We start from the raw sequence: 22,011 nt of genomic DNA, 5'->3' as shown, positions 1-22,011 counted from the left end.
CATTTCCTGCTATGGAGACTGACATGCTGGACGAAAACAAACGCAAGGCCCTGAGCGCCGCCTTGCAGCAGATCGAGAAGCAATACGGCAAGGGGTCGGTGATGCGCATGGGCGATGCCGGGCTGGTGCGCGACATCGAGGCCATCCCCACCGGGTCCCTGGCCCTGGACATCGCCCTCGGCATCGGCGGCCTACCCAAGGGGCGGATCGTCGAGATCTACGGTCCTGAATCTTCAGGGAAAACCACCCTGGCCCTGTCCACCATCGCCGAGGCCCAGAAGCAGGGCGGGGTGGCGGCTTTCGTCGACGCCGAGCACGCCCTCGATCCGGCTTACGCTGAGCGCCTGGGCGTCAACCTGGACGATCTTTTGATCTCCCAGCCCGATACCGGCGAGCAGGCCCTGGAGATCGTCGACATGCTGGTGCGCTCCGGCGCGGTGGACGTGATCGTGGTGGATTCGGTGGCGGCGCTGACCCCCAAGGCCGAGATCGAGGGGGACATGGGCGACGCCCACGTGGGGCTGCAGGCGCGGCTGATGTCCCAGGCCCTCAGGAAGCTCACCGCCAACATCAAGCGCTCCAACGCCCTGGTGATCTTCATCAACCAGATCCGCATGAAGATCGGCGTGATGTTCGGCAACCCGGAAACCACCACCGGCGGCAACGCCCTCAAGTTCTATGCCTCGGTGCGCCTCGACATCCGCCGCACCGGCGCCGTCAAGAAGGGCGATGAGATTCTCGGCAACGAGACCAAGGTCAAGGTGGTCAAGAACAAGGTGGCGCCGCCTTTCCGCACCGCCCAGTTCGAGATCCTCTACAACGAAGGCATCTCCAAGCTGGGCGAGCTGATCGATCTGGGGGTCGAGCACGGCCTGGTGCAGAAGTCCGGCGCCTGGTACAGCATCGGCAAGGAACGCATCGGCCAGGGCAAGGACAATGCCCGTCAGTACCTGAAGGAGCATCCGGAACTGGCCGAGACCCTGGAGCGGCAGATCCGCGAGAAGGTGTTCGGGGTGCCTGCCGAAACCGGTGGAGCGGCCCGGGCCGAGGAGAAAGAAGGCTGAGTCGAAGCGAGGATCGCGCTAAAATAGTCGATCTTTGCCTGAGGCTGCTGGCACGCCGCGAGCACAGCGCTCAGGAGTTGTTGCAGAAGCTGACGGCGCGGGGCTTCGATGCCGGATTGACCCGGGAGGTCATCGACGCGCTCCAGGCCCGCGGCTGGCAGGACGATGCCCGTTTCGTGGAGAGCTTCGTGCGCAGCCGCCTCCAGCGTGGTCACGGGCCGCTCAAGGTGCGCTTCGAGCTGCGCGGCAAGGGGGTGGACGACGCCGTGATCGAGGCGGTGCTGGCCGAGCTGGCCCCCGACTGGTTCGAGGCCGCCGCGCGCGCCTGCCGGCACAAGTTCGGTGACGGGCCGGCTTCGGACCGCAACGAGTATGCCCGCCGCTGGCGTTTTCTGGCCCAGCGCGGCTTCGACAGCGAGCAGATTCGCAGCGTGTTGGACAAACCATGAAATTTCTGAAAACAGCCGAGATCCGAACCCAGTTCCTGGACTATTTCCGCCGCCAGGGCCACACCATCGTCCCCTCCAGCCCGCTGGTGCCGGAGCACGATCCCACCCTGCTGTTCACCAACGCCGGCATGGTCCAGTTCAAGGACGTCTTTCTCGGGCGCGAGACCCGGCCCTACACCCGTGCCGCCTCGTGCCAGAAGTGCCTGCGCGCCGGCGGCAAGCACAACGATCTGGAGAACGTCGGCTACACTGCCCGGCATCACACCTTCTTCGAGATGCTCGGCAACTTCAGCTTCGGCGACTACTTCAAGCGCGAGGCGATCGGTTATGCCTGGGAGTTCCTGACCAAAGAACTGGAGATCCCGCCGGAGAAGCTGTGGGTGACGGTCTACGAGGAGGACGACGAGGCGGCTTCGATCTGGCTCGACGAGATCCGGGTCGACCCCAGGCGCTTTTCGCGCATCGGCGTCCACGACAACTTCTGGTCCATGGGCGATGTCGGCCCCTGCGGCCCCTGCACCGAGATCTTCTATGACCACGGCCCGGAAGTCCCCGGCGGGCCGCCCGGAACGCCCGAGGCCGACGGTGACCGCTACGTGGAGATCTGGAACCTGGTGTTCATGCAGTACGACCGGGCCGCCGACGGCACCTTGCGACCTCTGCCCAAACCCTCGGTGGACACCGGCATGGGGCTGGAGCGCATCGCCGCGGTGCTGCAGGGTGTCCACAGCAACTACGACATCGACATTTTCCGCCACCTGATCGAGGCCGCCGCCGCCATCGTCGGCAGCAGCGACCTTGCCAGCAGTTCCCTGAAAGTCATCGCCGACCACATCCGCGCCAGCACCTTTTTGGTGGCCGAAGGCATCCTGCCCGCCAACGAAGGCCGCGGCTACGTGCTGCGCCGCATCATCCGCCGCGCGGTGCGCCACGGCTACCGCCTCGGCTGCCGTGACCTGTTCTTTTACAAACTGGTGGCGCCGCTGGGCGAGGTGATGGGAGACGCCTATCCCGAAATCGTGGAAAAACGCGACCCGATCGAACAGGTGCTGCGCCGCGAGGAGGCGCGTTTTGCCGAAACCCTGGAACAGGGCATGAAGATCCTCGAGGACAGCCTCAGGAAAATTCAGGGCAAACGCCTTCCCGGCGAGCTGATCTTCCGCCTCTACGACACCTACGGCTTCCCGGTGGATCTGACCCGTGATTTCGCCTTGGAGCACGGCCTCGAACTGGATCTGGAAGGCTTCGAGCGCGAAATGGAGAAACAGCGCCAGCGCGCCCGGGCCGCCAGCGGCTTCGACGCCGGTCACCACAAGGTCATCCCCATCCACGCCCAGACCCGCTTCGTCGGTTACGACACCCTGCGCTGCGAGGCCAAGGTGCTGGCGCTGCTGAAGGACGATGCCGAGGCCGAGCGGCTCGAGGCCGGCGACGAGGGGGTGGTCATCCTCGACCGCACCCCGTTCTACGCCGAGGGGGGCGGTCAGGTAGGCGACAAGGGCCTGATCCGCGCCGGGGACGGCACCCTGTTCCGGGTCGAGGACACCAAAAAGCAGGGCGACACCTGGCTCCACTTCGGCCACGTGGTCCAGGGGACGCTGAGCCGGGGCGCCGCCGTGGTGGCCGAGGTGGACGAGGAAGCGCGCAACGCCACCGCCCTCAACCACACCGCCACCCACCTGCTCCACGCCGCCCTGCGCCGGCTGCTGGGCGGGCACGTGCAGCAGAAGGGGTCGCTGGTGGAGCCGGAGCGGCTGCGCTTCGACTTCTCCCACTTCGAGCCTCTGACCCGGACGCAGCTCGAGGAAATCGAGCGCCTGGTCAACCAGCAGATCCGCCGCAACCTGGAGGTGAGCGCCGAGGTCATGGCCTACGATGCCGCGCTCGCCGCCGGCGCCATCGCCCTGTTCGGGGAGAAATACGGCGACCGGGTCCGGGTTCTCAAGGTCGGCGACTTCTCGGTGGAGCTGTGCGGCGGCACCCACGCGAAGTGCTCCGGCGACATCGGCTTCTTCAAGATCACCGGCGAGAGTGGGGTCGCCGCCGGGGTGCGCCGCATCGAGGCGGTGACCGGCGAATACGCCGTGCGTTGGGCCCAGCAGGCCGACCGTACCCTGCAGACCCTGGGCGAGCTGTTCCGCAGCCCGGCGGACAAGCTGGTGGACAAGGCGCGCCAGAGCCTGGAACACAGCCGCCGGCTGGAAAAGGAACTGGAGCGCCTGCAGGCCAAACTAGCGGCCCAGGCCGGCGGCGACCTGGCCTCCCGGGCGGTCGAGGTCGATGGCGTCAAGGTGCTGGCCGCCAAGGTGGAGGGCGGCGATCCCAAGGCGCTGCGCAACACCCTGGATCAGCTCAAGAACAAGCTCGGCAGGGCGGTCGTCGTCCTGGCGACGGAGAAGGACGGCAAGGTCACCCTGGTGGCCGGGGTCACCAAGGACCTGACCGGCCGTTTCAAGGCCGGGGAACTGGTCAACTTCGTCGCCCGCCAGGTGGGCGGCAAAGGGGGCGGCCGGCCGGACTTCGCCCAGGCCGGCGGCAGCGCGCCGGAAAAACTGGATCAGGCATTAGCGAGCGTGGTGGACTGGGTCAAGGAAAAGCTATGAAATTGAAAGTCGTGCTCGAACCAAGTGAGGAAGGTGGTTATACCGTCTATGTACCTGCCTTGCCCGGCTGTATCAGTGAAGGCGAGACCAAGGAAGAAGCCCTGAAAAACATTCGTGAAGCCATCGAGCTGTATCTAGAACCGCTGGAGGACGACCGGCTCGAGCATCCCTATGCGGAAGTGGCTGAGATTGCCTTATGACCAAGGTGCCCAGCCTGGGCTACCCGCAGGTGATCGCTGCGTTGCAGCGCGATGGTTGGATCGTGGTGCGTCAGCGTGGCAGCCATATCCGGTTGCAAAAACACATTCAAGGTGATGTGCTCAGATTGACCGTGCCGGCGCATAAACCGATCAAACGTTCCACCCTGGCTCATATTCTCAAGCAAGCACGCATCGACGTGGAGACATTCAAGACCTTGCTCTGAAGGATTCCTATGGCATTGTACGTACACAAATACGGCGGCACCTCCGTCGGTACCGTGGAGCGGATTCAGCACGTTGCCGACAAGATCGTCCAAGCCCGCCGCAGTGGCGACGACATCGTCGTGGTGGTGTCGGCCATGAGTGGCGAGACCGACCGCCTTCTGGGTCTGGCCAAACAGATGCAGGAACGTCCCAACCCCCGCGAGCTGGACGTACTCCTGTCCACTGGTGAACAGGTCACCATCGCCCTGCTGTGCATGGCGCTGGAGGCCCGTGATTGTCCTGCGGTGTCCTACACCGGCGCTCAGGCGCGCATCCTCACCGACGCCGCTCACACCAAGGCGCGGATTCTCGACATCGACACCGCCAAAATCCGCCGCGATCTCGACCAGGGCAGGGTGGTGGTGGTGGCCGGTTTCCAGGGAGTGAGCGAAGAAGGGGACATCACCACCCTCGGCCGCGGCGGCTCCGACACCACTGCCGTCGCCCTGGCCGCCGCCCTCGAGGCCGACGAATGCCGCATCTATACCGACGTGGACGGCGTCTATACCACCGATCCGCGGGTGGAGCCCAAGGCCCGCCGTTTGGACCGCATCACCTTCGAGGAGATGCTGGAGATGGCCAGCCTCGGCTCCAAGGTGCTGCAAATCCGCGCGGTGGAGTTCGCCGGCAAGTACAACGTTCCCTTGCGGGTGCTGTCCACTTTCGACGACGGCCCCGGAACCCTGATCACCTACGAGGAAGAGGACATGGAACAGGCCCTGATTTCCGGCATCGCCTTCAACCGCGACGAGGCCAAGCTGACCGTGGAGGGCGTGCCCGACCGTCCCGGCATCGCCGCCGCTATTCTCGGCCCGGTCGCCGACGCCAACATCGAGGTGGACATGATCGTCCAGAACGTCGCCGAGGACGACACCACCGACTTCACCTTCACCGTGCACCGCAACGACTATCCCAAGGCGCTGGAGATTCTGGAGCGGGTGCGGCAAGACCTGAACGCCCGCAAGGTCACCGGCGACGACCGCATCGTCAAGGTATCCCTGGTGGGGGTGGGGATGCGCTCCCACGCCGGCATCGCCAGCAAGATGTTCCGGGCCCTAGCCCAGGAGGGGATCAACATCCGCATGATCTCCACGTCCGAGATCAAGATTTCCGTGGTCCTGGACGAGAAATACTTGGAACTGGCGGTACGCACCTTGCATGATGCCTTCGAATTGGACAAGGCGCAGGCATAGCGGCCTTGCCGTAGAAAATGGCGGTGTTATAATCGGCTTCGGACTGCGGTCGCGCTGGACGCGTCACGCCAGGAGCTGGCCCAAAGGCAACAGAAAGGACGATCCGTATGCTTATACTGACCCGCAGAGTAGGGGAAACGCTGGTCATCGGTGACAACATCACCGTCACCGTGTTGGGCGTCAAAGGCAATCAGGTTCGTATCGGCGTCAACGCCCCCCGGGACGTCGCCGTCCACCGTGAGGAAATCTACGAACGCATCAAGCGTGAACAGGGATCGGAAGCCGCTGTCCAGCAGTCGCCTTCTTCCGAGCCGGAGACGCCGGACGTCGATTCCTCCGATCTGGAGGCCGGTCCGGAAGTCGAATAACCGCACGCAATCCCGGAGAGGTGGCCGAGCGGCTGAAGGCGCTCCCCTGCTAAGGGAGTATGGGTCAAAAGCCCATCGAGGGTTCGAATCCCTCCCTCTCCGCCATAAACTATGGAAAAACCCCGTTGGTCCCTTTGCCCGCGGGGTTTTTTATGTCCCTATGATTTGATTCGCGGCCGCCCGGTCTGGCCGTTGTCACAAAACCGTCACAAGATCGTCACCTGTTCTTAACAATCCCCCCCTATCCTTGTCGCGCATTTGTTATCCGACGACGACAGGGGGATTTTCATGCGATTGAAGAAAACCGGGGTCACCGCCATGTTGGGACTGGTGTTGGCAGGCCAAAGCGCGGTGGCGGCGGATCGGGAACTGCTCGACATCTTGCTCGCCAACGGCGCCATTACCCGTGATCAATACGACCGCCTGTTGAAGAAGCAGGAACCGCTGACCAAGAACGACGTGGAGGTCAGCTTGAAAAAAGGGCTGCAGTTCAAAACCGCCGACGGTGATTTCAAGATGAGAATCGGTGGACGGCTTCACGCCCAGGCCGCCTATCATGATGAGGGGCGTGTCAATGGTGTGGACCCCAACGACGGTCTGGAAATCCGCCGCGGCCGTCTCTATGCCAAAGGGGTGCTCTACCACGACTGGAAGTACACCGCCGAATACGACTTCGCCGGCAACAAGACCCATATCAAAGACTTATGGGTGGCTTACACCGGCCTGAAATCCTATGGTCTGGACTTCATCGGCTTCGGTCACCAGAAACAGCCTTACAGCCTGGAAGTGGAGATGAGTTCCAACGACATCCCCTTCATCGAAAGGGCGCTGGATTACGGTTTTGCAGAAGCGGTGGTCGACCGTGCCCTGGGGGTGCGTATGCAGACCCACGGCCATTACTGGTTTGCCGCGGCCGGTTTGTATGGCGAGAGTATCGGCAAGGGCAATGACGAAGGCTGGGGAACCGCGGGACGCTTTATTCTTGCGCCGCTTCACGACCAGGAAAAGGTAGTGCATCTGGGGGTGCGCGGGGCTTATCGTGAGCCCAACGATAACCGTCAACAGCGTTTCAACTATGAAAGCACCCACCAATCCGATCTTAAACTTGTCGATTCCGGAACGATGGACAACGTGGACAACACGGCCCTGGTGGGCGCCGAGGCGGCGTTCGTTTACGGTCCGGTCGCCCTGGAAGGGGAATATACCCATGCCATGGTGGAACGTAAAAAGGGTCTGAGCGACCTGGATTTCGATGGTTTCCACGTCCAGGCCACCTGGTCCTTGACGGGGGAGTCGCGGGCAGCGGCTTACAAGCTCAAGGATGGCGAGTTCAAACGCTTGAAGCCCCATCGGTACTTCAGTCTTAGCCAGGGTGGCCTTGGCGCCTGGGAACTGGCGGCCCGTTACGCCTGGATCGATCTCAACGATCAGGACATCAAAGGCGGCCGGGCTCAGGACTTCACCATGGCCCTCAACTGGTACCTGAATCCCAACATTCGCCTGATGTTCGACTGGACCCACCAGCTCAACAACAGCCGCATCAAGCAGGCCGAGGATCTGGACATCTTCCAGGTCCGCACCCAGCTGACCTTCTGATCTTTCCAGTCATCCTCTCCGGAAATTCCAGCCCCGTCCCAGGACGGGGCTTTTTTTCAGCACCTTCGACCGAGGATTTCCCCCATGCGGACGGCCTGTCCCGCCTCCCGCACCCACTCGACCGCATCTTGGGGAAACAGCACGATCACCGTCGAGCCCATGTTGAACCGTCCCAGTTCCGCGCCCCGTTCCAGGACGATCTCCTCATCGTCGTAGCGCCAGCGGCGGATGTCACGTCCCGTGGGCGGCGTCACCACCCCGTGCCAGACCACTTCGATGCTGGCTACCAGCAGCGCTCCCACCAGCACCACCGCCATGGGACCGGCGTCGGTGTCGAACAGGCACACCACCCGCTCGTTGCGGGCGTAAAGGTTATCCATCCCCTCGGCGGTGGCGTCGTTGACCGAGAACAGCCGTCCGGGAATGTGGATCATCTCCCGCAGGCGGCCGCGATAGGGTATGTGAACCCGGTGGTAGTCGCGCGGGGACAGATAGACGGTGGCAAATTCCCCGTCGGTGAAGGCGGCGCCCAGCGCTTCGTCCCCCAGCAGGGCGGCGGCGGAAAAATCCCGGCCCTTGGCCTGGATCAGCCACTGGCCGGTCAGCCGGCCGATCTGGCTGATTCTGCCGTCGGCGGGGCTGACGACGGCATTGGGATCGTCCGGCAGGGGGCGGGCTCCGGATCTCAGGGCCCGGGTGAAAAAATCGTTGAAGCAGGCATAGTCGTCCGGGTCGGCGCTGGCGGCTTCTTCCAGGTCGATGCCGTAGGCCCGGATGAACAACCGGATCAGGATGTTCTTCAGCGGCCGCCAGCGGCAGTGGGTGATTTTCCCCACCAGGCGCGACAGGGCGTGGTGGGGCAGCAGGTATTGGAGCAGGACGAACAGGGTGTCTTTGAGGGCTTTCATGGGCGATTGAGTTGAATGCGGTGGATCTGATGGTCTTCCCCCAGGTGCAGGACGATGTCGGCGCGGGTCGGCATTTCCGCCAGCATCCAGCGCGTCAACCGTTCGTAGTGCTGGATGAAACGGCGCAGCCGGGCCTCGTCCATGATTCGAAGTTCAGTTTCCGGCCGGCCTTTGCGCATCTGGGCCAGCTGCCGCTCCTGCTGCGCCCGCCAGCGGAACACGCATTCCATGCTCGGCACCTTGAGCATGATGAGACGGTCGAGCAGGGCGAAAAGCGCCTGGTACGGTCCCTTGAGCTGGTCGTTGACGTAACGGCGCCAGCGGCCGTCCGGGTCTTCCTCGCGCTCCAGATCGTTGACGGGTTCCTCGAGGCGATCCTCAGGCTCCGGCACCACGCCGACGCACCAGCCCTCGAACAGCACCAGATCGCACCGTCCCTCCCACACCAGCCAGTGCTCCCGGGGTTTGCGGTCGTCGATGGCTTTGTCGAAGGCGGGAATCGGAATCCGGTCGCCGGGACCGGCGTTTTTCAGGGTCTCGAGGGTGCGGATGCCCAGCGCCACGTCGTGGGTGCCGGGGACGCCGCGGGTGATCAGCAGGGGGTGGACGGTGCGGGCCAGGCGTTCGCGTTCGGCGCGGGTCAGATAGATGTCGTCGATGGAAAGGCCTGCGGCCCGCAGGCCGAAGCCTGCCTCCAGCAGGGTCTGCAGCAGCCGGGTGAGGGTGGACTTGCCGGTTCCCTGGGCGCCGTTGATGCCGATCACCTGCGCACCCAGGGTATGGTGTTTGGCGATCCAGGCTGCCAGGGGTAGATAGACCGGGCCAAGCTGCGGGGTCAGGTCGGTTTCCAGTTGTAGCTCGGTGCAGCGGCGGCGGAAGACCGGCTCGAGCCTTCGCGCCAGTTCGGTCAGACGCGCAAGCGGCAGGGGCAGGCGGTCGGGGGGCCACATAGGTATCACACCACCCGGTCCGGGGGCTCGCGGCCGGCGAGGAAGGCCGTCAGGTTGGCCAGCACCCGCCTCCCCATGGCCTCGCGGGTTTCCTGCGTGGCGCTGCCCAGGTGGGGCAGGAGGACCACATCCTCACGCTGCAGCAGGCGGGGATCGACGTTGGGTTCGTTTTCGTGAACGTCGAGGCCGGCGCCGCGCAGGGGGCCGTGGTCGAGAGCGGCGATGAGGGCGTCGGTGTCCACCACGTCGCCACGGGCGGTGTTGACGAGGAAGCTGCCGGGTTTCATCCGCGACAGGCGGTCGGCATCGATCAGGTGGTAATTTTTGGCCCCACCGGGACAGTGGATGGAGACGAAGTCGCACTGGGGCAGCATCGCATCGAGGCTGTCGCAGGCCTGTGCTTCCAGGCCGGCCAGATCTTCCGGCGCCAGGGGGCGGGGATGGACGTACAGGATGCGCATGCCGAAGCCGTGCCGGGCGCGGCGGGCCACAGCGCGGCCGATGCGGCCCATGCCGACGATCCCCAAGGTCTTGCCGGTGACATTGGTGCCGAGCAGCTGGGTGGGACGCCAGCCTTGCCAGCGCCCGGCGCGCACCAGGCGTTCCCCTTCGCCGGCGCGGCGAGCTGTCATCAGCAGCAAGGTCATGGCCAGATCGGCGGTGCAGTCGGTCAGCACGCCGGGGGTGTTGGTGACCGTGATACCGCGTTTCCGGGCCGTCTCCAGGTCGATGTGGTTGACGCCGACGCCGAAGTTGGCCAGCAGGCGGCAGCGCAGCGGCTCGACGCTCAGCATCTCCCGGTCGAGGGGATCGACCACCGTGGGGCAGACGATCTCGTAGTTCTGCAGGGCCTGTTTCAGTTCCTCGCGGCTGAAGGGATGGTCGTCCGGATTGAAAGCGACCTCGAAGCGCCGGGCCAGTTCGGCCTCCACCGCTTGTGGCCAGCGGGCGGTCAGAAGAATGCGGGTCATGACGGTCGCCCAAAGCGAGACAAGCCGCACGAGGCGGCTTGTCGGTGACAGGATCGGGCCGGCATCATGCCTCCAGCGGCGGGGCGGTGTCGCGCCAGTATTCCATCGCCGCGGCGATGCCGCTGCCGGGCTTGACGTCGATGCCCACGTCGCGCATCGCCATCTCGGCGCCGACGATGGCGCTGGCCAGCATCAGCTCGTTGACGTCCCCCAGGTGACCGATGCGGAACACCTTGCCGGCCACTTCCGAAAGCCCCCCGCCCAGGGACAGGTTGTAGCGGTAGTAGGCCACCTTCATCACGTCGCGGGCGTCGAAGCCCTCGGGGACGACGATGGCGGAGACGGTGTCGGAATACCACTTGGGATCGCGGGCGCACAGCTCCAAACCCCAGCCGTCGAGCACCGCGCGGCGCACCCCTTCGGCCAGACGGTGGTGGCGGGCGTAAACGTTGTCCAGTCCTTCTTCCAGCATCAGGTCGATGGCCCGGCGCAGGCCGTGGAGCATCGGGGTGCTGGGCGTGTAGGGGAAGTAGCCGTCCTTGTTCTGCTGGATCATGTCCTCGATGTTGAGGAAGTTTCGCGGCAGCCTGGCCTCGTGCCGTTTTTCCAGCGCCTTCTGGCTGAAGCAGACGTAGGCGTTGCCGGCCGGCAGCATCATGCCTTTCTGGGACCCGGTCAGGGCCACGTCGATGCCCCAGTCGTCCATGCGGAATTCGATGCTGCCGATGGCGCTGACCCCGTCGATCATGAACAGGGCCGGATGGCCGGTGCGGTCGAGCACGTCGCGGATCGCCTTGAGATCGTTGGTGACGCCGGTGGCGGTCTCGTTGTGGCAGATCAGCAGGGCCTTGATCTCGTGGTTCGCGTCCTGGCGCAGCCGCTGTTCCAGGTGATCCAGGGGGACGCCCTCGCCCCAGGGCACTTCGTGGTATTCCACGTCCAGCCCCATACGCTGGGCCGACTGGATCCACAGATGGCTGAACTGGCCGAAACGGTAGGAAAGCACCTTGTCGCCCGGGGAGAGGGTGTTGCACATCGCCACCTCCCAGCCGGCGGTGCCGGTGGCCTGGAAGATGAACGCCTGACCAGTCTCGGTGCGGAAGATCTTCTTCAGATCCTCCAGCAGCGGCTTGACCAGGTTGGGGAAATCGGGGGCACGATGGTCCTCCATCGGCACGTGCATGGCGCTGAGGACGGAATCCGGCACGTTGGTGGGGCCGGGAACGTAGAGATGGTTACGACCTGCCATTGATTGTCAGTCCTTGTTGGTTGGTGAGAAACGGTGGTGCCTCGGGCCGGACTCGAACCGGCACGGGGTTGCCCCCTCGGGATTTTAAGTCCCGTGTGTCTACCAATTCCACCACCGAGGCGCGACCGTTTATTATTTCAGCCGCTATTGCCGTTTAGCAAGCCGTATTTGGCCGCCAGGCGGGTCAGTTCCACGTCGTTGCGGATGCCCAGCTTTTCGAAGATGCGGTAGCGGTAGGTGCAGACGGTCTTGGAACTGACGGACAGGAGGTCGGCGATCTCCTGGATGGATTTTCCCTGCAGGGTCAGAAGCGTCACCTCCATCTCCCGCTTCGACAACAGGCTGAAAGGGGAGGGGTGGCTGTCGGCGTTTTCCAGGGCCAGGTGGGTGGCGACATCGGCGCTCAGATAGCGTTTGCCACGGTACACGCTCTTGACCGCCTGGATCATTTCCTGTGGCGGGCAATGCTTGGAGAGGTAGCCGTCGATGCCGGTTTCGATCAGGTGACGGGGAATGGGGCCGCCGGTGTAGACGCTGAGGGCGATGAGACGGACGTCGGGATGATGGCTGCGAATCCGGCGGCAGGCTTCCACCCCACCCATGCCGGGCATGTTGACATCGACGATCACGACGTCGGGGGCCTTTTCCCTGACCTGCCGGAGTAGTTCCTCTCCGGTGGCGGCGCTGCCGACGATCTGGATTTCTGGATCCTCGCCGAGGATGTATTCGATGCCGCTGCGGACCAGTTCGTGATCGTCCGCAACGATGACTTTGATCATGGGGATGGAGGAGTTGTAATTCTTATTTGGCGGAGAGGGTGGGATTCGAACCCACGGAGGGTCTCCCCTCGCCGGTTTTCAAGACCGGTGCTTTCAACCGCTCAGCCACCTCTCCGATTTCGCACATAAGCATATCCCAAGCCCCCGGGATGCGCCAGTCTCACCCGTACCTGAGCCACAGGCAGTTGCCCCCGCTGGCCTGGTCGATGGCCTGAAGGCGCTGGCGGTGGGCTTCCAGTTCGGGCTCGGGGCAGGTGACGCGTTTCAAAGCCGGCCGCGGGCGGCTGGCCCGGGAAGCGCTGCCCGCAGCGGCGGTGTCGGCCGGCAGAGTGTCGAGGCCGAGAGTGACCTGGCCGCCGGTCATGGCCAGATAGACCGCGGCGAGGATCTCGGCGTCGAGCAGGGCGCCGTGGAGCTCGCGGTGGCTGTTGTCGATCTGGTAGCGCTTGCAGAGGGCATCGAGGCTGTTGCGCTGGCCGGGGTGCTTGCGCCGGGCGAGGGTGAGGGTGTCGAAGATGGTGCAGTAGTCCTCCAGGCGGCCGTAGTCCGATCCCAGGCGCGCGAGCTCGGCGTTGATGAAGCCGACGTCGAAGGGCGCGTTGTGGATGATGACCTCGCTGTCTTTGACGAAGGCGAGAAAGTCGTCGACGATGTCGGCGAATCGAGGCTTGTCGGCGAGGAAGGCGTTGTCGATGCCGTGGACGTCGACGGCCCCCTGGTCGATCTCCCGCTCCGGATTGAGATAGACGTGGTAACGGTTGTCGGTCAGGCGGCGGTCCACCAGTTCCACGCAGCCGATCTCGATGATGCGGTGGCCCTGGGCGGGATCGAGGCCGGTGGTTTCGGTGTCAAGCACGATCTGGCGCACGGGATTCTCCTTGCCGTAACAGTTCGTCGATGGCCTTGTTGGCGAGCCGGTCGGCACGCTCGTTCTCCGGGTGGCCGCTGTGGCCGCGGACCCATTCCCAGCACACTTCGTGCGGCGCCATCGCCTCCCGCAGGCGCTGCCACAGGTCGACGTTCTTCACCGGCGTGCCGGAGGCGGTCTTCCAGTTACGCCGGACCCAGTTGGGCAGCCACTCACTGATGCCCTTCTGGAGGTACCGGGAGTCGGTGCTGAGGACCACCTTGCAGGGGCGTTTCAGCGCCTCCAGCGCCCGGATCGCCGCCATCAGCTCCATGCGGTTGTTGGTGGTGTGGGGTTCGGCGCCGTAGAGTTCCTTTTCCCGGCCGCGGTAACGCAGGATCGCGCCCCAGCCGCCGGGGCCGGGGTTGCCGCGGCAGGCCCCGTCGGTGAAGATTTCCACGACTTCGGCATCAGCGTCGGGCATTCTTCCTTCTCTGGATGGTGGGCTCGACCATACCGGGAACCCAGCTGAGGCTGGATTCCGCGGCCGGCTCGAGCGGGATGGCCGTGTAGGTGCGTTTGATCGCACGGACCGCGTAGGCGACCGCCCACAGCGGGGCCCCGAGGCTGTGCCAGCGGCCCGTTTCCTCACAGGGGTGCAATAGGCGGAAATCGTACCACGCCGTGACCTCGCAGCAGAAATTGAGCAGACTGAGCCAGTCCAGCAAGCGCCGGTGGGTGATGGCCCGGCCGCTCCAGGGGATCGCGTGGCGCCGCCCGGGCAGCCAGCGGTAGAGGCGGTAGAAGCTCCAGGGGTGGAAGCCGAGGACGAACAACTGTCCCTCCGGCTTCAACACCCGTTCGGACTCGCGCAAGAGCTGGTGCTGGTCGGTGGTGAACTCCAGGGTGTGGGGAAGGATGAGAACATCGACACATTCGCTCGCCAGCGGCAGGGAGTCCAGATGGGCGGCAATGGTGCGAAAGGGGGTCCGGGGAAAGACGCCTTCATCGACGATGACGAAGCGGCGCCAGTAACCGCTGTCCAGATAACGCTTCTCCCAGCCTGTCGCCCCCAGCTGCACCAGCGTGAAGCTGTAGGGAACCTGAATGGCGCGGCTGAGGTACTGGCTTTCCAGGCGCTGGATCTTGCGTCCCAGCGGGGCCCGGTACCAGGCGCGCAGGGCGCTGAGACGGGAATTTTGGTTCGGCACGGAGGTGGCGGCGGAAGTCGTTTACCCTATAATACCCGGAAAGCGTTTGAAAATAAGCGATCGTCGAACGGGGGAGGTTACGATGAGAAGGTTGGGGGTTGTCGCAGCTGGTTGTGCCGGCCTGCTGCTGACCGCCTGCAGTCAGCAGGCGATCAAACCCGAGCCGGCGGCGCCGTCTGCTGCTGCCGGGAAACCTGAGATTCCACCGTTGCGGGTCACTCTGCGCGAGCCGGTCGCCGAACCCGCCAGGGAAGCGGCCGCGGGGGAAGGGGCGGCGGCGCAGGCGCCGGACGATCTTTGGCGCCGCCTGTTCTCGCTGTACCGCCTTCCGGAGATCGACCATCCGCGCATCGACGCCGAGCTGCGCTGGTACCTGGCCCATCCGGAATACGTCGACCGGGTGCAGCGCCGGGCCCGGCCGTATCTCTACACCATCGTCACCGAGATCGAACGCCAGCATCTGCCCGGAGAACTGGCGCTGCTGCCGGTGGTCGAGAGCGCCTTCAAGCCCGATGCCTATTCCCACCGCCGTGCCGCCGGGCTGTGGCAGTTCATTCCCTCCACCGGGCGCCTGTACGGCCTGAAGCAGAACTGGTGGATCGACCTGCGCCGGGACGTCCATGCCTCCACCCGCGCCGCGATCCGTTACCTGAAGAAGCTCCACACCGATTTTCACGGGGACTGGTTCCTGGCCCTGGCTGCCTACAACGCCGGCGAAGGGACGGTGATGCGGGCGATCCGCCGCAACCGCCGCCTGCACCGGCCGACGGACTTCTGGCACCTGCGCCTGCCCCGGGAAACCCGGGCTTACGTGCCCAAACTGCTGGCGGTGGCGCGTCTGTTCGCCCATGCCAGGGATTACGGCATCGCCCTGGAGCCGATTCCCAACCGCCCCTTGTACGCGGTCGTGGAACTCGACTCCCAGCTGGATCTGACCCTGGCGGCGAAACTGGCGGAGATGCCCCTAGAGGAGCTTTACCGTCTCAATCCCGGTTACCGGCGCTGGGTGACGGCTCCCGGCGGTCCCCACCGCCTGATCCTGCCGTTGGAGAAGGTCGAGCTGTTCGAGGCACGGCTGGCCGAACTGCCGCAATCGGAGCGGGTGCGCTGGGCCCGCCACCAGGTCCGGCGCGGCGAGACCCTCAGCCAGATCGCCCATCGCTATGGCACCCCGGTGGCGGTGATCAAGCAGACCAACCGCCTGCGCAGTCACCGGATCTATCCGGGGCAGCAGCTGCTGGTTCCGGTCGCGCCCAAGTCGGCCGTGCTGGCCCGGCTGCGGCCGCCGCCGCTGAAGCGACGTTCCGCACCGGTGCGCCGGGTGCACGTGGTCCGCCGTGGCGACACGCTGTGGCAGATCGCCCGCCGCTACGGCGTCAAGGTCAGGCAGCTGGCGCGCTGGAACGGCCTCGATCCCCGCGCTCCCCTGCGGCCGGGGCAGCGGTTGAAGATCCGCGGCGGTACCGCCCCTGTCCTTTATACCGTGCGCAAGGGGGACTCCCTGTATGAGATCGCCCGCCGTTTCGGCGTTCGGCTGCAGGATCTGCGTTCGTGGAATCAGGTCCACCGTACCATTCACCCTGGTCAGCGCCTCAAGCTCTACGTCGAACAGGCTTCGAGCTGAGCGGAGACGGCGGCCCCAGCGCGAGTGAGACTGGCATCGTACCTCCTGGCCCGGATTTTGCTTCTGGTGATCTGCATTACCCTGACCGTGGCGGGGGGCATGGGGATGAGCGCGCTGCGTGACGACTATCGCCGCACCCTGGAAAATACACGCACCTTGGGCACGGCCGTCACCGCTCTGGCCGCCACGGTCCTGCGCCAGGAGGAGGCGGCCTCCTTGAGCCGCGTCCTGACCGTTCTGACGGAGTCCTCGCAATTGGATTATGCCGGAGTCTACGATACCGAGGGCCGAGCGCTCGTCCGCACGGAGGGGGCGCCTGCCCGTCTGATCCCCCGGGAACAGACCGGGGTGCCTGCGTGGTGGCAGGCATTGCTCTCCGGGCAGGATCGGCTGCCGCTGCGCCTGCCGGTCTTCGCCGCTCGTTCCGGGATGCCATGGCAGATCGCCGGGTATCTGGAACTGGGGATGTCGCTGGCGGAATTCCATCGTCACGCCCGGCACTATCTGGCCGTCGCTCTGTTGGCGAGTGCGGCGGCGTCGCTGCTGGCGGCCTGTCTGGTCCTGTGGCTGGCCCGTCGCCTCCGCCAGCCGCTGCAACATCTGGCATTCGCTATGACCACAGAGCGGGCCGTGCCACCGCTGCCGCCCAGGTGTCCCGTGGAGATACGCCGCTTGGCCGAGGCGCTCGGCCGTCTGCAGCACGATCTCCAACAGGAACGACGGGCGCGGGCCGATCTGGAAGCTCAGGTAGCGCAGCGGACCGAGTCCCTGCGTCAGATGATCGGCCATGCCCACACGCTGGCGCAGAAAGCGGAGGCGGCCAGTCAGGCCAAATCCCGTTTTTTGGCCAACGTGAGTCACGAATTGCGCACTCCTCTCAACGCCATCCTCGGTTTCATGGAACTGTTGCTGGCCGGAGAGCTTCGCAGCGAAACCCGGCATTACGTCCGTCTGGCCCGGGAGGCCGCCCAGGCGCTGCTCCAATTGATCGAAGACCTGCTCGACGTAGCCAGGATCGAGGCCGGTCGCCTGGAACTTCGCTGCCGCCCTTTCGATCTGTCCGCCCTGGTGGCTTCGGTGGTCGAACTGCACCGGCCCCTGGCGGAATCCAAGAATCTGGCCCTGAGTTACCGCTATCCGGCGGATTTGCCCGCCTGGCACCACGGTGATGCGGGGCGGATCCGCCAGGTTCTCAGCAATCTGGTGCACAATGCCCTCAAGTTCACCGAATGGGGAAAGGTGGAAGTGACCGTGGCCGGAGAGGGCGATCGGGTGCGTTTCGAAGTCCGCGATACCGGCATCGGCCTGCAGGCGGAAGACTGCGAACGTATCTTCGAGCCCTTCACCCAGGTGGACGGTGGCTCGACCCGGCGCCACGGTGGTACCGGTCTGGGCCTGAGCATCTGTCGGCAGCTGGTCGAATCCATGGGCGGAACGATCTCGGTGACCAGCCAACTGCACCGGGGCAGCTGTTTTACGGTGGTATTGCCGTTGCCGGAAGCGCCGCCCGCCCGAACGCCCACGAGAACAGATGCCGAAGCGCCATCGCAATGTCTTCAAGGACGTGTGCTGGTGGTGGAGGACGACCGCCTCAACCGGGCGCTGCTGACGGAGATGCTGAAGCATCTGGGTTGTGAGGCGGAGGCGGTGGCGGACGCCGATACCCTCTGGCCCCGCTGGCAGCGCGGCCGTTACGATCTGGTGTTGCTGGACTGCCAGCTTCCCGGTGTCGATGGTTTCGAAATCGCCCGGACGTTGCGCGAGCGTTATCCCGGGCGGAACACGCCGATCGTGGCGGTGACCGCCGACGTGAGCGACGGTATCGAGACTCGCTGCCGTCGTGCCGGCATGGATGGTTGCCTCCACAAGCCGGTGACGCTGGAGCGCCTGCGGGCCTGCCTGGAGCGCTGGTTGGCGGAGAAGGCGGTGCTTGCGGAGGTCGCCGAAGCCGGGCGCGGGCAGGCTCAGGGAGCCCTGTTCGATCCGGATACCCTGGCCCAGCTGCAGCGCCTGGAAGCCGGTCAGGCCGGGCTGCTCGAACGTCTGCTGTCCCTGTTCCGCCTGCAGGGGCGGCAGTGGTTGCAGACCCTGGAGCAGGCCCGCAGAGAGGGGAACGACGCCGGGGTCCGGCAGGTGGCGCACGGCTTCCGCTCGGCTTGTGTCCATCTCGGCATTCGGGATCTGGTGGCGATTCTGACCGAACTGGAAAAAGATACGGCAGCGGCCGATCCTGCTTGCCTGGCCCGGCTTTGGGCGGGTTATCGTCGGGTTTGTTGCCTGTTCGGAGTGGCCCGCCATGGCTGAGGCGGAGGTTGGTGCCCCTGTGCCGTTGATCCTGGTTGCGGATGTCGATCCCATGACCTGCCTGCTGGCGGAGGAAAGCCTGCGCGAGGCGGGTTTTCGTTCGTACGGGGTGCAGACCTGCCAGGCGCTGCGGGAAAGCATCGTCCAACTCCAACCCGACGGGATTCTGGTTAACCCGGAGCTTCCGGACGGCGATGCCTTGGCGGCGATCCGGGCGGCCGCCGCCGTCCCACCGGCGCTCGTCGTCCTGACCGAAAGGCAGGTGACGGCGGCGCAGCTGGAAGCCTTTTTCCGCCTCGGGGTGGTGGATTTCATCGTCAAGCCGGTGGCATGGGAATGGCTGGGGGTGCGCTGGCGGCAGGCGTTGCGGCACCAACGGCTGGAGCGGGAGCATGCCCGGTTGATTGCTGAGCAGGATTGTCTGTACGAACTGGTGCGTTTGCTGGACGATCCGGCCCCTTTGCCCCGGACCGGTCGGATCGTCCTGCAGCGGCTGTTGACCTTGCCCTGGGCGACGCTGCGTGGAGGCGGGATCTTCGCGGTTGCGGGGGAGACCGCGGCGCTGCGGCCTTTGGCCCGGATCGATCTGGAATGGGAGGACGGTCGGCCGTCGGGACTCGATCTGGGCCAGCTGGTCGAACGCCGGGTGCTGCATCCGGTGTGTCCGGATTCAGGGGGTACCGGCGTAAGTCGCCTGCCGCACGATCTTTGTGCCGTCGCGCTGGAAAAGTGCGGCGTTCTGTACGGGGCGCTGGTGCTGGCCTGTGTCCCCCGCTGCCGCTGGGATGCCTCGCAGTTGGCGTTCCTGCGGACAGTCGCCGCGTTGCTGGCCGAGCTGCTCGCCCGGCGCGGCTTTTCAGGCGTCAGGAGCTGACCGGGGCAGAAGCCCCTTGCCCGGCAACGCCTCCAGCAGCGTGCGGGTGTAGGGATGGCGGGGCTCGAACAGTACCTGGCCGGTCTCGCCCAGCTCGACGATCCTCCCCTGCCGCATCACTGCCACTTGGTGGGCGATCTCCGCCACCACCGCCAGGTCGTGGCTGATGAACAGGTAACTGACCCGGAAACGCCGCTGCAGGTCCCGTAGCAGGTCGAGGATCTGACGCTGGACCGACACGTCCAGGGCGCTGGTGGGTTCGTCGCAGACGATCAGCCTGGGTTCCACCGCCAGGGCGCGGGCGATGCAGATGCGCTGGCGTTGGCCGCCGGAAAACTCGTGGGGGTAGCGCAGCCGGGCCTTCGGCGGCAGGCCGACCTGGGTCAGCAGGGTCTCCACCCGGTCGATGCGTTCCTGGCGGGACAGTTCCGGCCGCAGGGAAATCAGGCCCTCGGCGACGATGTCTCCCACCAGCAGCCGCGGGTTCATGGCCGAGAACGGGTCCTGGAACACGATCTGCAGGTCACGGCAGCGGCGTTTGCGGGGCAGCGTCGAGATCTCCTCGCCGTCGAAGTAGATCCGTCCGCCGGTGACGGGGATCAGCTGCAGGATCGCCTTCCCCAGGGTGGTCTTGCCGCAGCCGGATTCGCCCACCAGCGCCAGGGTGCGCCCCTGTTCCAGAGTGAAGGAGACCCCGTCCACCGCCTTGACATAGCCTTTCACCCGCCGCAGCAGGCCCTTGCGGATCGGATACCATACCCTGAGATCGCGCACCTGCAGCAGCGGCGGGGTGGTTTCCACACGGCGGCTGCGGGCGGCCTCGAGCTGCGGCAGGGCGGCCAGCAGTTTGCGGGTGTAAGGATGCTGCGGCCGTTCGAATAGTTCATCGCCCCGGCGTTCGAAGGTCTCCACGATCCGTCCCCGCTGCATCACCGCGGCGCGGTCGGCCACGTCCGCCACCAGTCCCAGATCGTGGGTGATGAGCCACAGCGCCATTTGCCGCTGCCGTTGCAGACGGGTCAGCAGGGCCATGATCTGGGCCTGGATGGTGACGTCAAGGGCGGTGGTGGGCTCGTCGGCGATGAGCAGGTCCGGTTCCCCGGCCAGGGCGATGGCGATCATGACGCGCTGGCGCTGGCCGCCGGACAGCTGGTGGGGATAGCTGTCGATGCGGCGGTCGGGTTCGGGAATGCCCACCTGGTGCAGCAGTTCCAGCACCCGGCGGCGGCGCTCGGTACCGCGCAGGCCGAAATGCAGCGTCAGCACCTCGCCGATCTGTTCCCCCACGGTGCGTACCGGGTTGAGGCAGGTCATGGGATCCTGGAAGATCATGGCGATGCGGCGGCCGCGGATGCGGTTCATGCGCCATTCCGGCAGGCGCAGCAGGTCCTCGCCGTGGAGATGAGCGCGGCCGTCGAGATAACGGGCCGCCGGCGGCAGCAGACGCATCACCCCCAGAGCGGTGACCGACTTGCCCGAGCCCGATTCCCCCACCAGGGCGAAGGTCTCGCCCCGCCGCACCTGGAAGCCGATCCGGTCCACCACGGTTTCCTGGCGGAAGGCGATGGCCAGGTCCTGAACCTGCAGCACCGCGTCGTTCATGGCGTCAATAACTGCCGCAGGGTGTGCCAGTCGCCGTAATCTATGCGGACATCGGCGTGCGCGCGTGCGATGGGGTGGCCGTGATAGGCGATGCCGAGGCCGGCCTGCCGGAGCATGGGGACGTCGTTGGCGCCGTCTCCCACCGCCACCACCTGCTGTGGGCTCAGTCCCAGTCGCCGGCGCAGTTCCTCCACGTAGGCCGCCTTGACGTGTTTGTCGACCACGGGCGGAATCACTTGGCCGGTCAGGCGCCCGTCGCGGATTTCCAGGCGGCAGGCACGGAAGTCGTCGATGGGCAGATGGCGCTGCAGGCGTTCCAGGAAGAAGGTGAAACCGCCCGACACCACCGCGAAGGTGATCCCCTTGCGTTTGAGCCAGGCCAGGGTTTCGCGGGCGCCGGGTTGGATCGCCGGCAGCATCCGGGTTGCGAACACCTGTTCCAGGCGTTCGCGCGCCAGCCCTTCCAGCAGCGCCACCCGTTCCCGCAGGGCGGCGGTGAAATCCAGTTCGCCGGCCATGGCGCGTTCGGTGATGGCGGCGACCCGTTCCTTGAGATCCAGTTCGGCGGCCAGCTCGTCGATGGTTTCGATGCCGATGAGGGTGGAATCCAGATCGCTGACCACCAGCCTGACCCGCTCCGGGTCGAAGTCAGGCGGCAGGGTGTTGACGTCGCAGCCCAGTTCGCCGGCCAGGGCTTCCGGATCCAGTGGAGTTTGGTGGCGCAGCAGGAAGTGGTCGCCACGGGACGTCAGGCTGCCGAGGGACTGGAGCCGGGCGCGCTGGTCCGGGGTGAGGGTGTCGGTGTGGATCAGGGTGGTTCGGTGCATGGGTGGTTATCGTTGTGGAACGGATGGATGGGGAGCCGGGGCCTGGGCGGCGGGGACGCTGTGAACCCCTCCCTGGGCGCTCGGTAATCGGCCATCCGGGCCGGGTATGCCCCGCGGCCCGGCCCCCG

20 protein-coding genes, 3 tRNA genes and 1 pseudogene are annotated in these 22,011 nt (G+C 65.5%); 12 read left to right on the top strand and 12 right to left on the bottom strand.

All coding sequences use genetic code 11. The features are described 5' to 3' along the window. Window positions 1–26 precede the first annotated feature (26 nt). From recA to MIN45_RS03025, 9 genes and pseudogenes are all read left to right on the top strand, one after another. The gene (gene recA, locus MIN45_RS03065; RefSeq protein WP_286294106.1) at window positions 27–1,064 is read left to right on the top strand and encodes a recombinase RecA; all 1,038 of its coding nucleotides are present in this window, start codon (window positions 27–29) and stop codon (window positions 1,062–1,064) included. After that, a complete protein-coding gene (locus MIN45_RS03060) occupies window positions 1,061–1,513 on the top strand; it encodes a regulatory protein RecX (RefSeq protein ID WP_422732679.1) in 453 nt (150 codons plus the stop codon). Before recA ends, MIN45_RS03060 begins: the two co-directional genes overlap by 4 nt. Continuing rightward, on the top strand, window positions 1,510–4,116 hold the full coding sequence (alaS, locus tag MIN45_RS03055) for an alanine--tRNA ligase (RefSeq protein ID WP_286293299.1): 2,607 nt from the start codon (window positions 1,510–1,512) through the stop codon (window positions 4,114–4,116). The genes MIN45_RS03060 and alaS overlap by 4 nt, the downstream gene beginning before the upstream one ends. Further along, complete coding sequence (locus tag MIN45_RS03050) at window positions 4,113–4,316, top strand: type II toxin-antitoxin system HicB family antitoxin (RefSeq protein WP_286293297.1); 204 nt, start codon at window positions 4,113–4,115, stop codon at window positions 4,314–4,316. The genes alaS and MIN45_RS03050 overlap by 4 nt, the downstream gene beginning before the upstream one ends. Beyond that, window positions 4,313–4,540, top strand: a complete 228-nt coding sequence (locus tag MIN45_RS03045; RefSeq protein WP_286293295.1) for a type II toxin-antitoxin system HicA family toxin — start codon at window positions 4,313–4,315, stop codon at window positions 4,538–4,540. Before MIN45_RS03050 ends, MIN45_RS03045 begins: the two co-directional genes overlap by 4 nt. A 9-nt stretch (window positions 4,541–4,549) precedes the next feature. Further along, entirely contained in the window at window positions 4,550–5,773 is a 1,224-nt protein-coding gene (locus MIN45_RS03040) for an aspartate kinase (protein WP_286293294.1), read from the top strand. A gap of 107 nt (window positions 5,774–5,880) precedes the next feature. Beyond that, window positions 5,881–6,060, top strand: a pseudogene (csrA, locus tag MIN45_RS03035) (carbon storage regulator CsrA); the annotation flags it as partial. Window positions 6,061–6,155: 95 nt separating this feature from the next. After that, window positions 6,156–6,246: transfer RNA gene (locus tag MIN45_RS03030), tRNA-Ser, on the top strand. A 183-nt stretch (window positions 6,247–6,429) separates the two neighbouring features. Continuing rightward, a complete protein-coding gene (locus MIN45_RS03025; RefSeq protein ID WP_286293293.1) occupies window positions 6,430–7,737 on the top strand; it encodes an OprO/OprP family phosphate-selective porin in 1,308 nt (435 codons plus the stop codon). A 56-nt stretch (window positions 7,738–7,793) separates the two neighbouring features. Here the strand turns inward: MIN45_RS03025 and asd are convergent, their stop codons facing one another. The 10 genes from asd to MIN45_RS02975 form a co-directional block, all read right to left on the bottom strand. Next, complete coding sequence (asd, locus tag MIN45_RS03020) at window positions 7,794–8,645, bottom strand: archaetidylserine decarboxylase (RefSeq protein ID WP_286293291.1); 852 nt, start codon at window positions 8,643–8,645, stop codon at window positions 7,794–7,796. Then, complete coding sequence (locus MIN45_RS03015; protein WP_286293290.1) at window positions 8,642–9,595, bottom strand: hypothetical protein; 954 nt, start codon at window positions 9,593–9,595, stop codon at window positions 8,642–8,644. Before MIN45_RS03015 ends, asd begins: the two co-directional genes overlap by 4 nt. A 5-nt stretch (window positions 9,596–9,600) precedes the next feature. After that, complete coding sequence (locus MIN45_RS03010) at window positions 9,601–10,566, bottom strand: 2-hydroxyacid dehydrogenase (RefSeq protein ID WP_286293289.1); 966 nt, start codon at window positions 10,564–10,566, stop codon at window positions 9,601–9,603. A 64-nt stretch (window positions 10,567–10,630) separates the two neighbouring features. Beyond that, window positions 10,631–11,815, bottom strand: a complete 1,185-nt coding sequence (locus MIN45_RS03005) for an aminotransferase class V-fold PLP-dependent enzyme (protein WP_286293288.1) — start codon at window positions 11,813–11,815, stop codon at window positions 10,631–10,633. Between the two features lie 34 nt (window positions 11,816–11,849). Further along, window positions 11,850–11,936: transfer RNA gene (locus tag MIN45_RS03000), tRNA-Leu, on the bottom strand. Between the two features lie 16 nt (window positions 11,937–11,952). Further along, window positions 11,953–12,594, bottom strand: coding sequence for a response regulator (locus tag MIN45_RS02995; protein WP_286293287.1), 642 nt, complete (start codon window positions 12,592–12,594; stop codon window positions 11,953–11,955). Between the two features lie 27 nt (window positions 12,595–12,621). Then, window positions 12,622–12,709: transfer RNA gene (locus tag MIN45_RS02990), tRNA-Ser, on the bottom strand. Between the two features lie 45 nt (window positions 12,710–12,754). Continuing rightward, window positions 12,755–13,462, bottom strand: a complete 708-nt coding sequence (gene dnaQ, locus MIN45_RS02985; RefSeq protein ID WP_286293286.1) for a DNA polymerase III subunit epsilon — start codon at window positions 13,460–13,462, stop codon at window positions 12,755–12,757. Then, window positions 13,443–13,925 carry a ribonuclease HI gene (rnhA, locus tag MIN45_RS02980; protein WP_286293285.1) on the bottom strand — a complete coding sequence of 161 codons (483 nt, stop codon included), beginning with the start codon at window positions 13,923–13,925 and terminating at the stop codon, window positions 13,443–13,445. Before rnhA ends, dnaQ begins: the two co-directional genes overlap by 20 nt. After that, on the bottom strand, window positions 13,912–14,652 hold the full coding sequence (locus MIN45_RS02975) for a methyltransferase domain-containing protein (protein ID WP_286293284.1): 741 nt from the start codon (window positions 14,650–14,652) through the stop codon (window positions 13,912–13,914). The genes rnhA and MIN45_RS02975 overlap by 14 nt, the downstream gene beginning before the upstream one ends. Before the next feature lie 82 nt (window positions 14,653–14,734). Here MIN45_RS02975 and MIN45_RS02970 point away from each other — a divergent pair, with 82 nt between their 5' ends. From MIN45_RS02970 to MIN45_RS02960, 3 genes are all read left to right on the top strand, one after another. Further along, window positions 14,735–16,276, top strand: coding sequence for a LysM peptidoglycan-binding domain-containing protein (locus MIN45_RS02970; RefSeq protein ID WP_286293282.1), 1,542 nt, complete (start codon window positions 14,735–14,737; stop codon window positions 16,274–16,276). Window positions 16,277–16,342: 66 nt separating this feature from the next. Continuing rightward, window positions 16,343–18,580, top strand: coding sequence for an ATP-binding protein (locus MIN45_RS02965; RefSeq protein WP_286293281.1), 2,238 nt, complete (start codon window positions 16,343–16,345; stop codon window positions 18,578–18,580). After that, complete coding sequence (locus MIN45_RS02960) at window positions 18,573–19,454, top strand: ANTAR domain-containing protein (protein ID WP_286293280.1); 882 nt, start codon at window positions 18,573–18,575, stop codon at window positions 19,452–19,454. Before MIN45_RS02965 ends, MIN45_RS02960 begins: the two co-directional genes overlap by 8 nt. On the opposite strand, the gene MIN45_RS02955 is transcribed toward MIN45_RS02960, so the two are convergent. Together MIN45_RS02955 and serB are read right to left on the bottom strand one after the other, a co-directional pair. Then, the gene (locus MIN45_RS02955) at window positions 19,437–21,056 is read right to left on the bottom strand and encodes an ABC transporter ATP-binding protein (RefSeq protein WP_286293279.1); all 1,620 of its coding nucleotides are present in this window, start codon (window positions 21,054–21,056) and stop codon (window positions 19,437–19,439) included. The genes MIN45_RS02960 and MIN45_RS02955 overlap by 18 nt on opposite strands. Continuing rightward, on the bottom strand, window positions 21,053–21,883 hold the full coding sequence (gene serB, locus MIN45_RS02950) for a phosphoserine phosphatase SerB (protein WP_286293277.1): 831 nt from the start codon (window positions 21,881–21,883) through the stop codon (window positions 21,053–21,055). The genes MIN45_RS02955 and serB overlap by 4 nt, the downstream gene beginning before the upstream one ends. Between the last annotated feature and the right edge of the window lie 128 nt (window positions 21,884–22,011).

Origin of the sequence: Methylomarinovum tepidoasis, assembly GCF_030294985.1 — a bacterium.
GTDB lineage: Bacteria > Pseudomonadota > Gammaproteobacteria > Methylococcales > Methylothermaceae > Methylohalobius > Methylohalobius tepidoasis.
The sequence above is the reverse complement of the archived record's forward strand: the minus strand, read 5'-3'. Positions and strand labels throughout refer to the sequence as shown.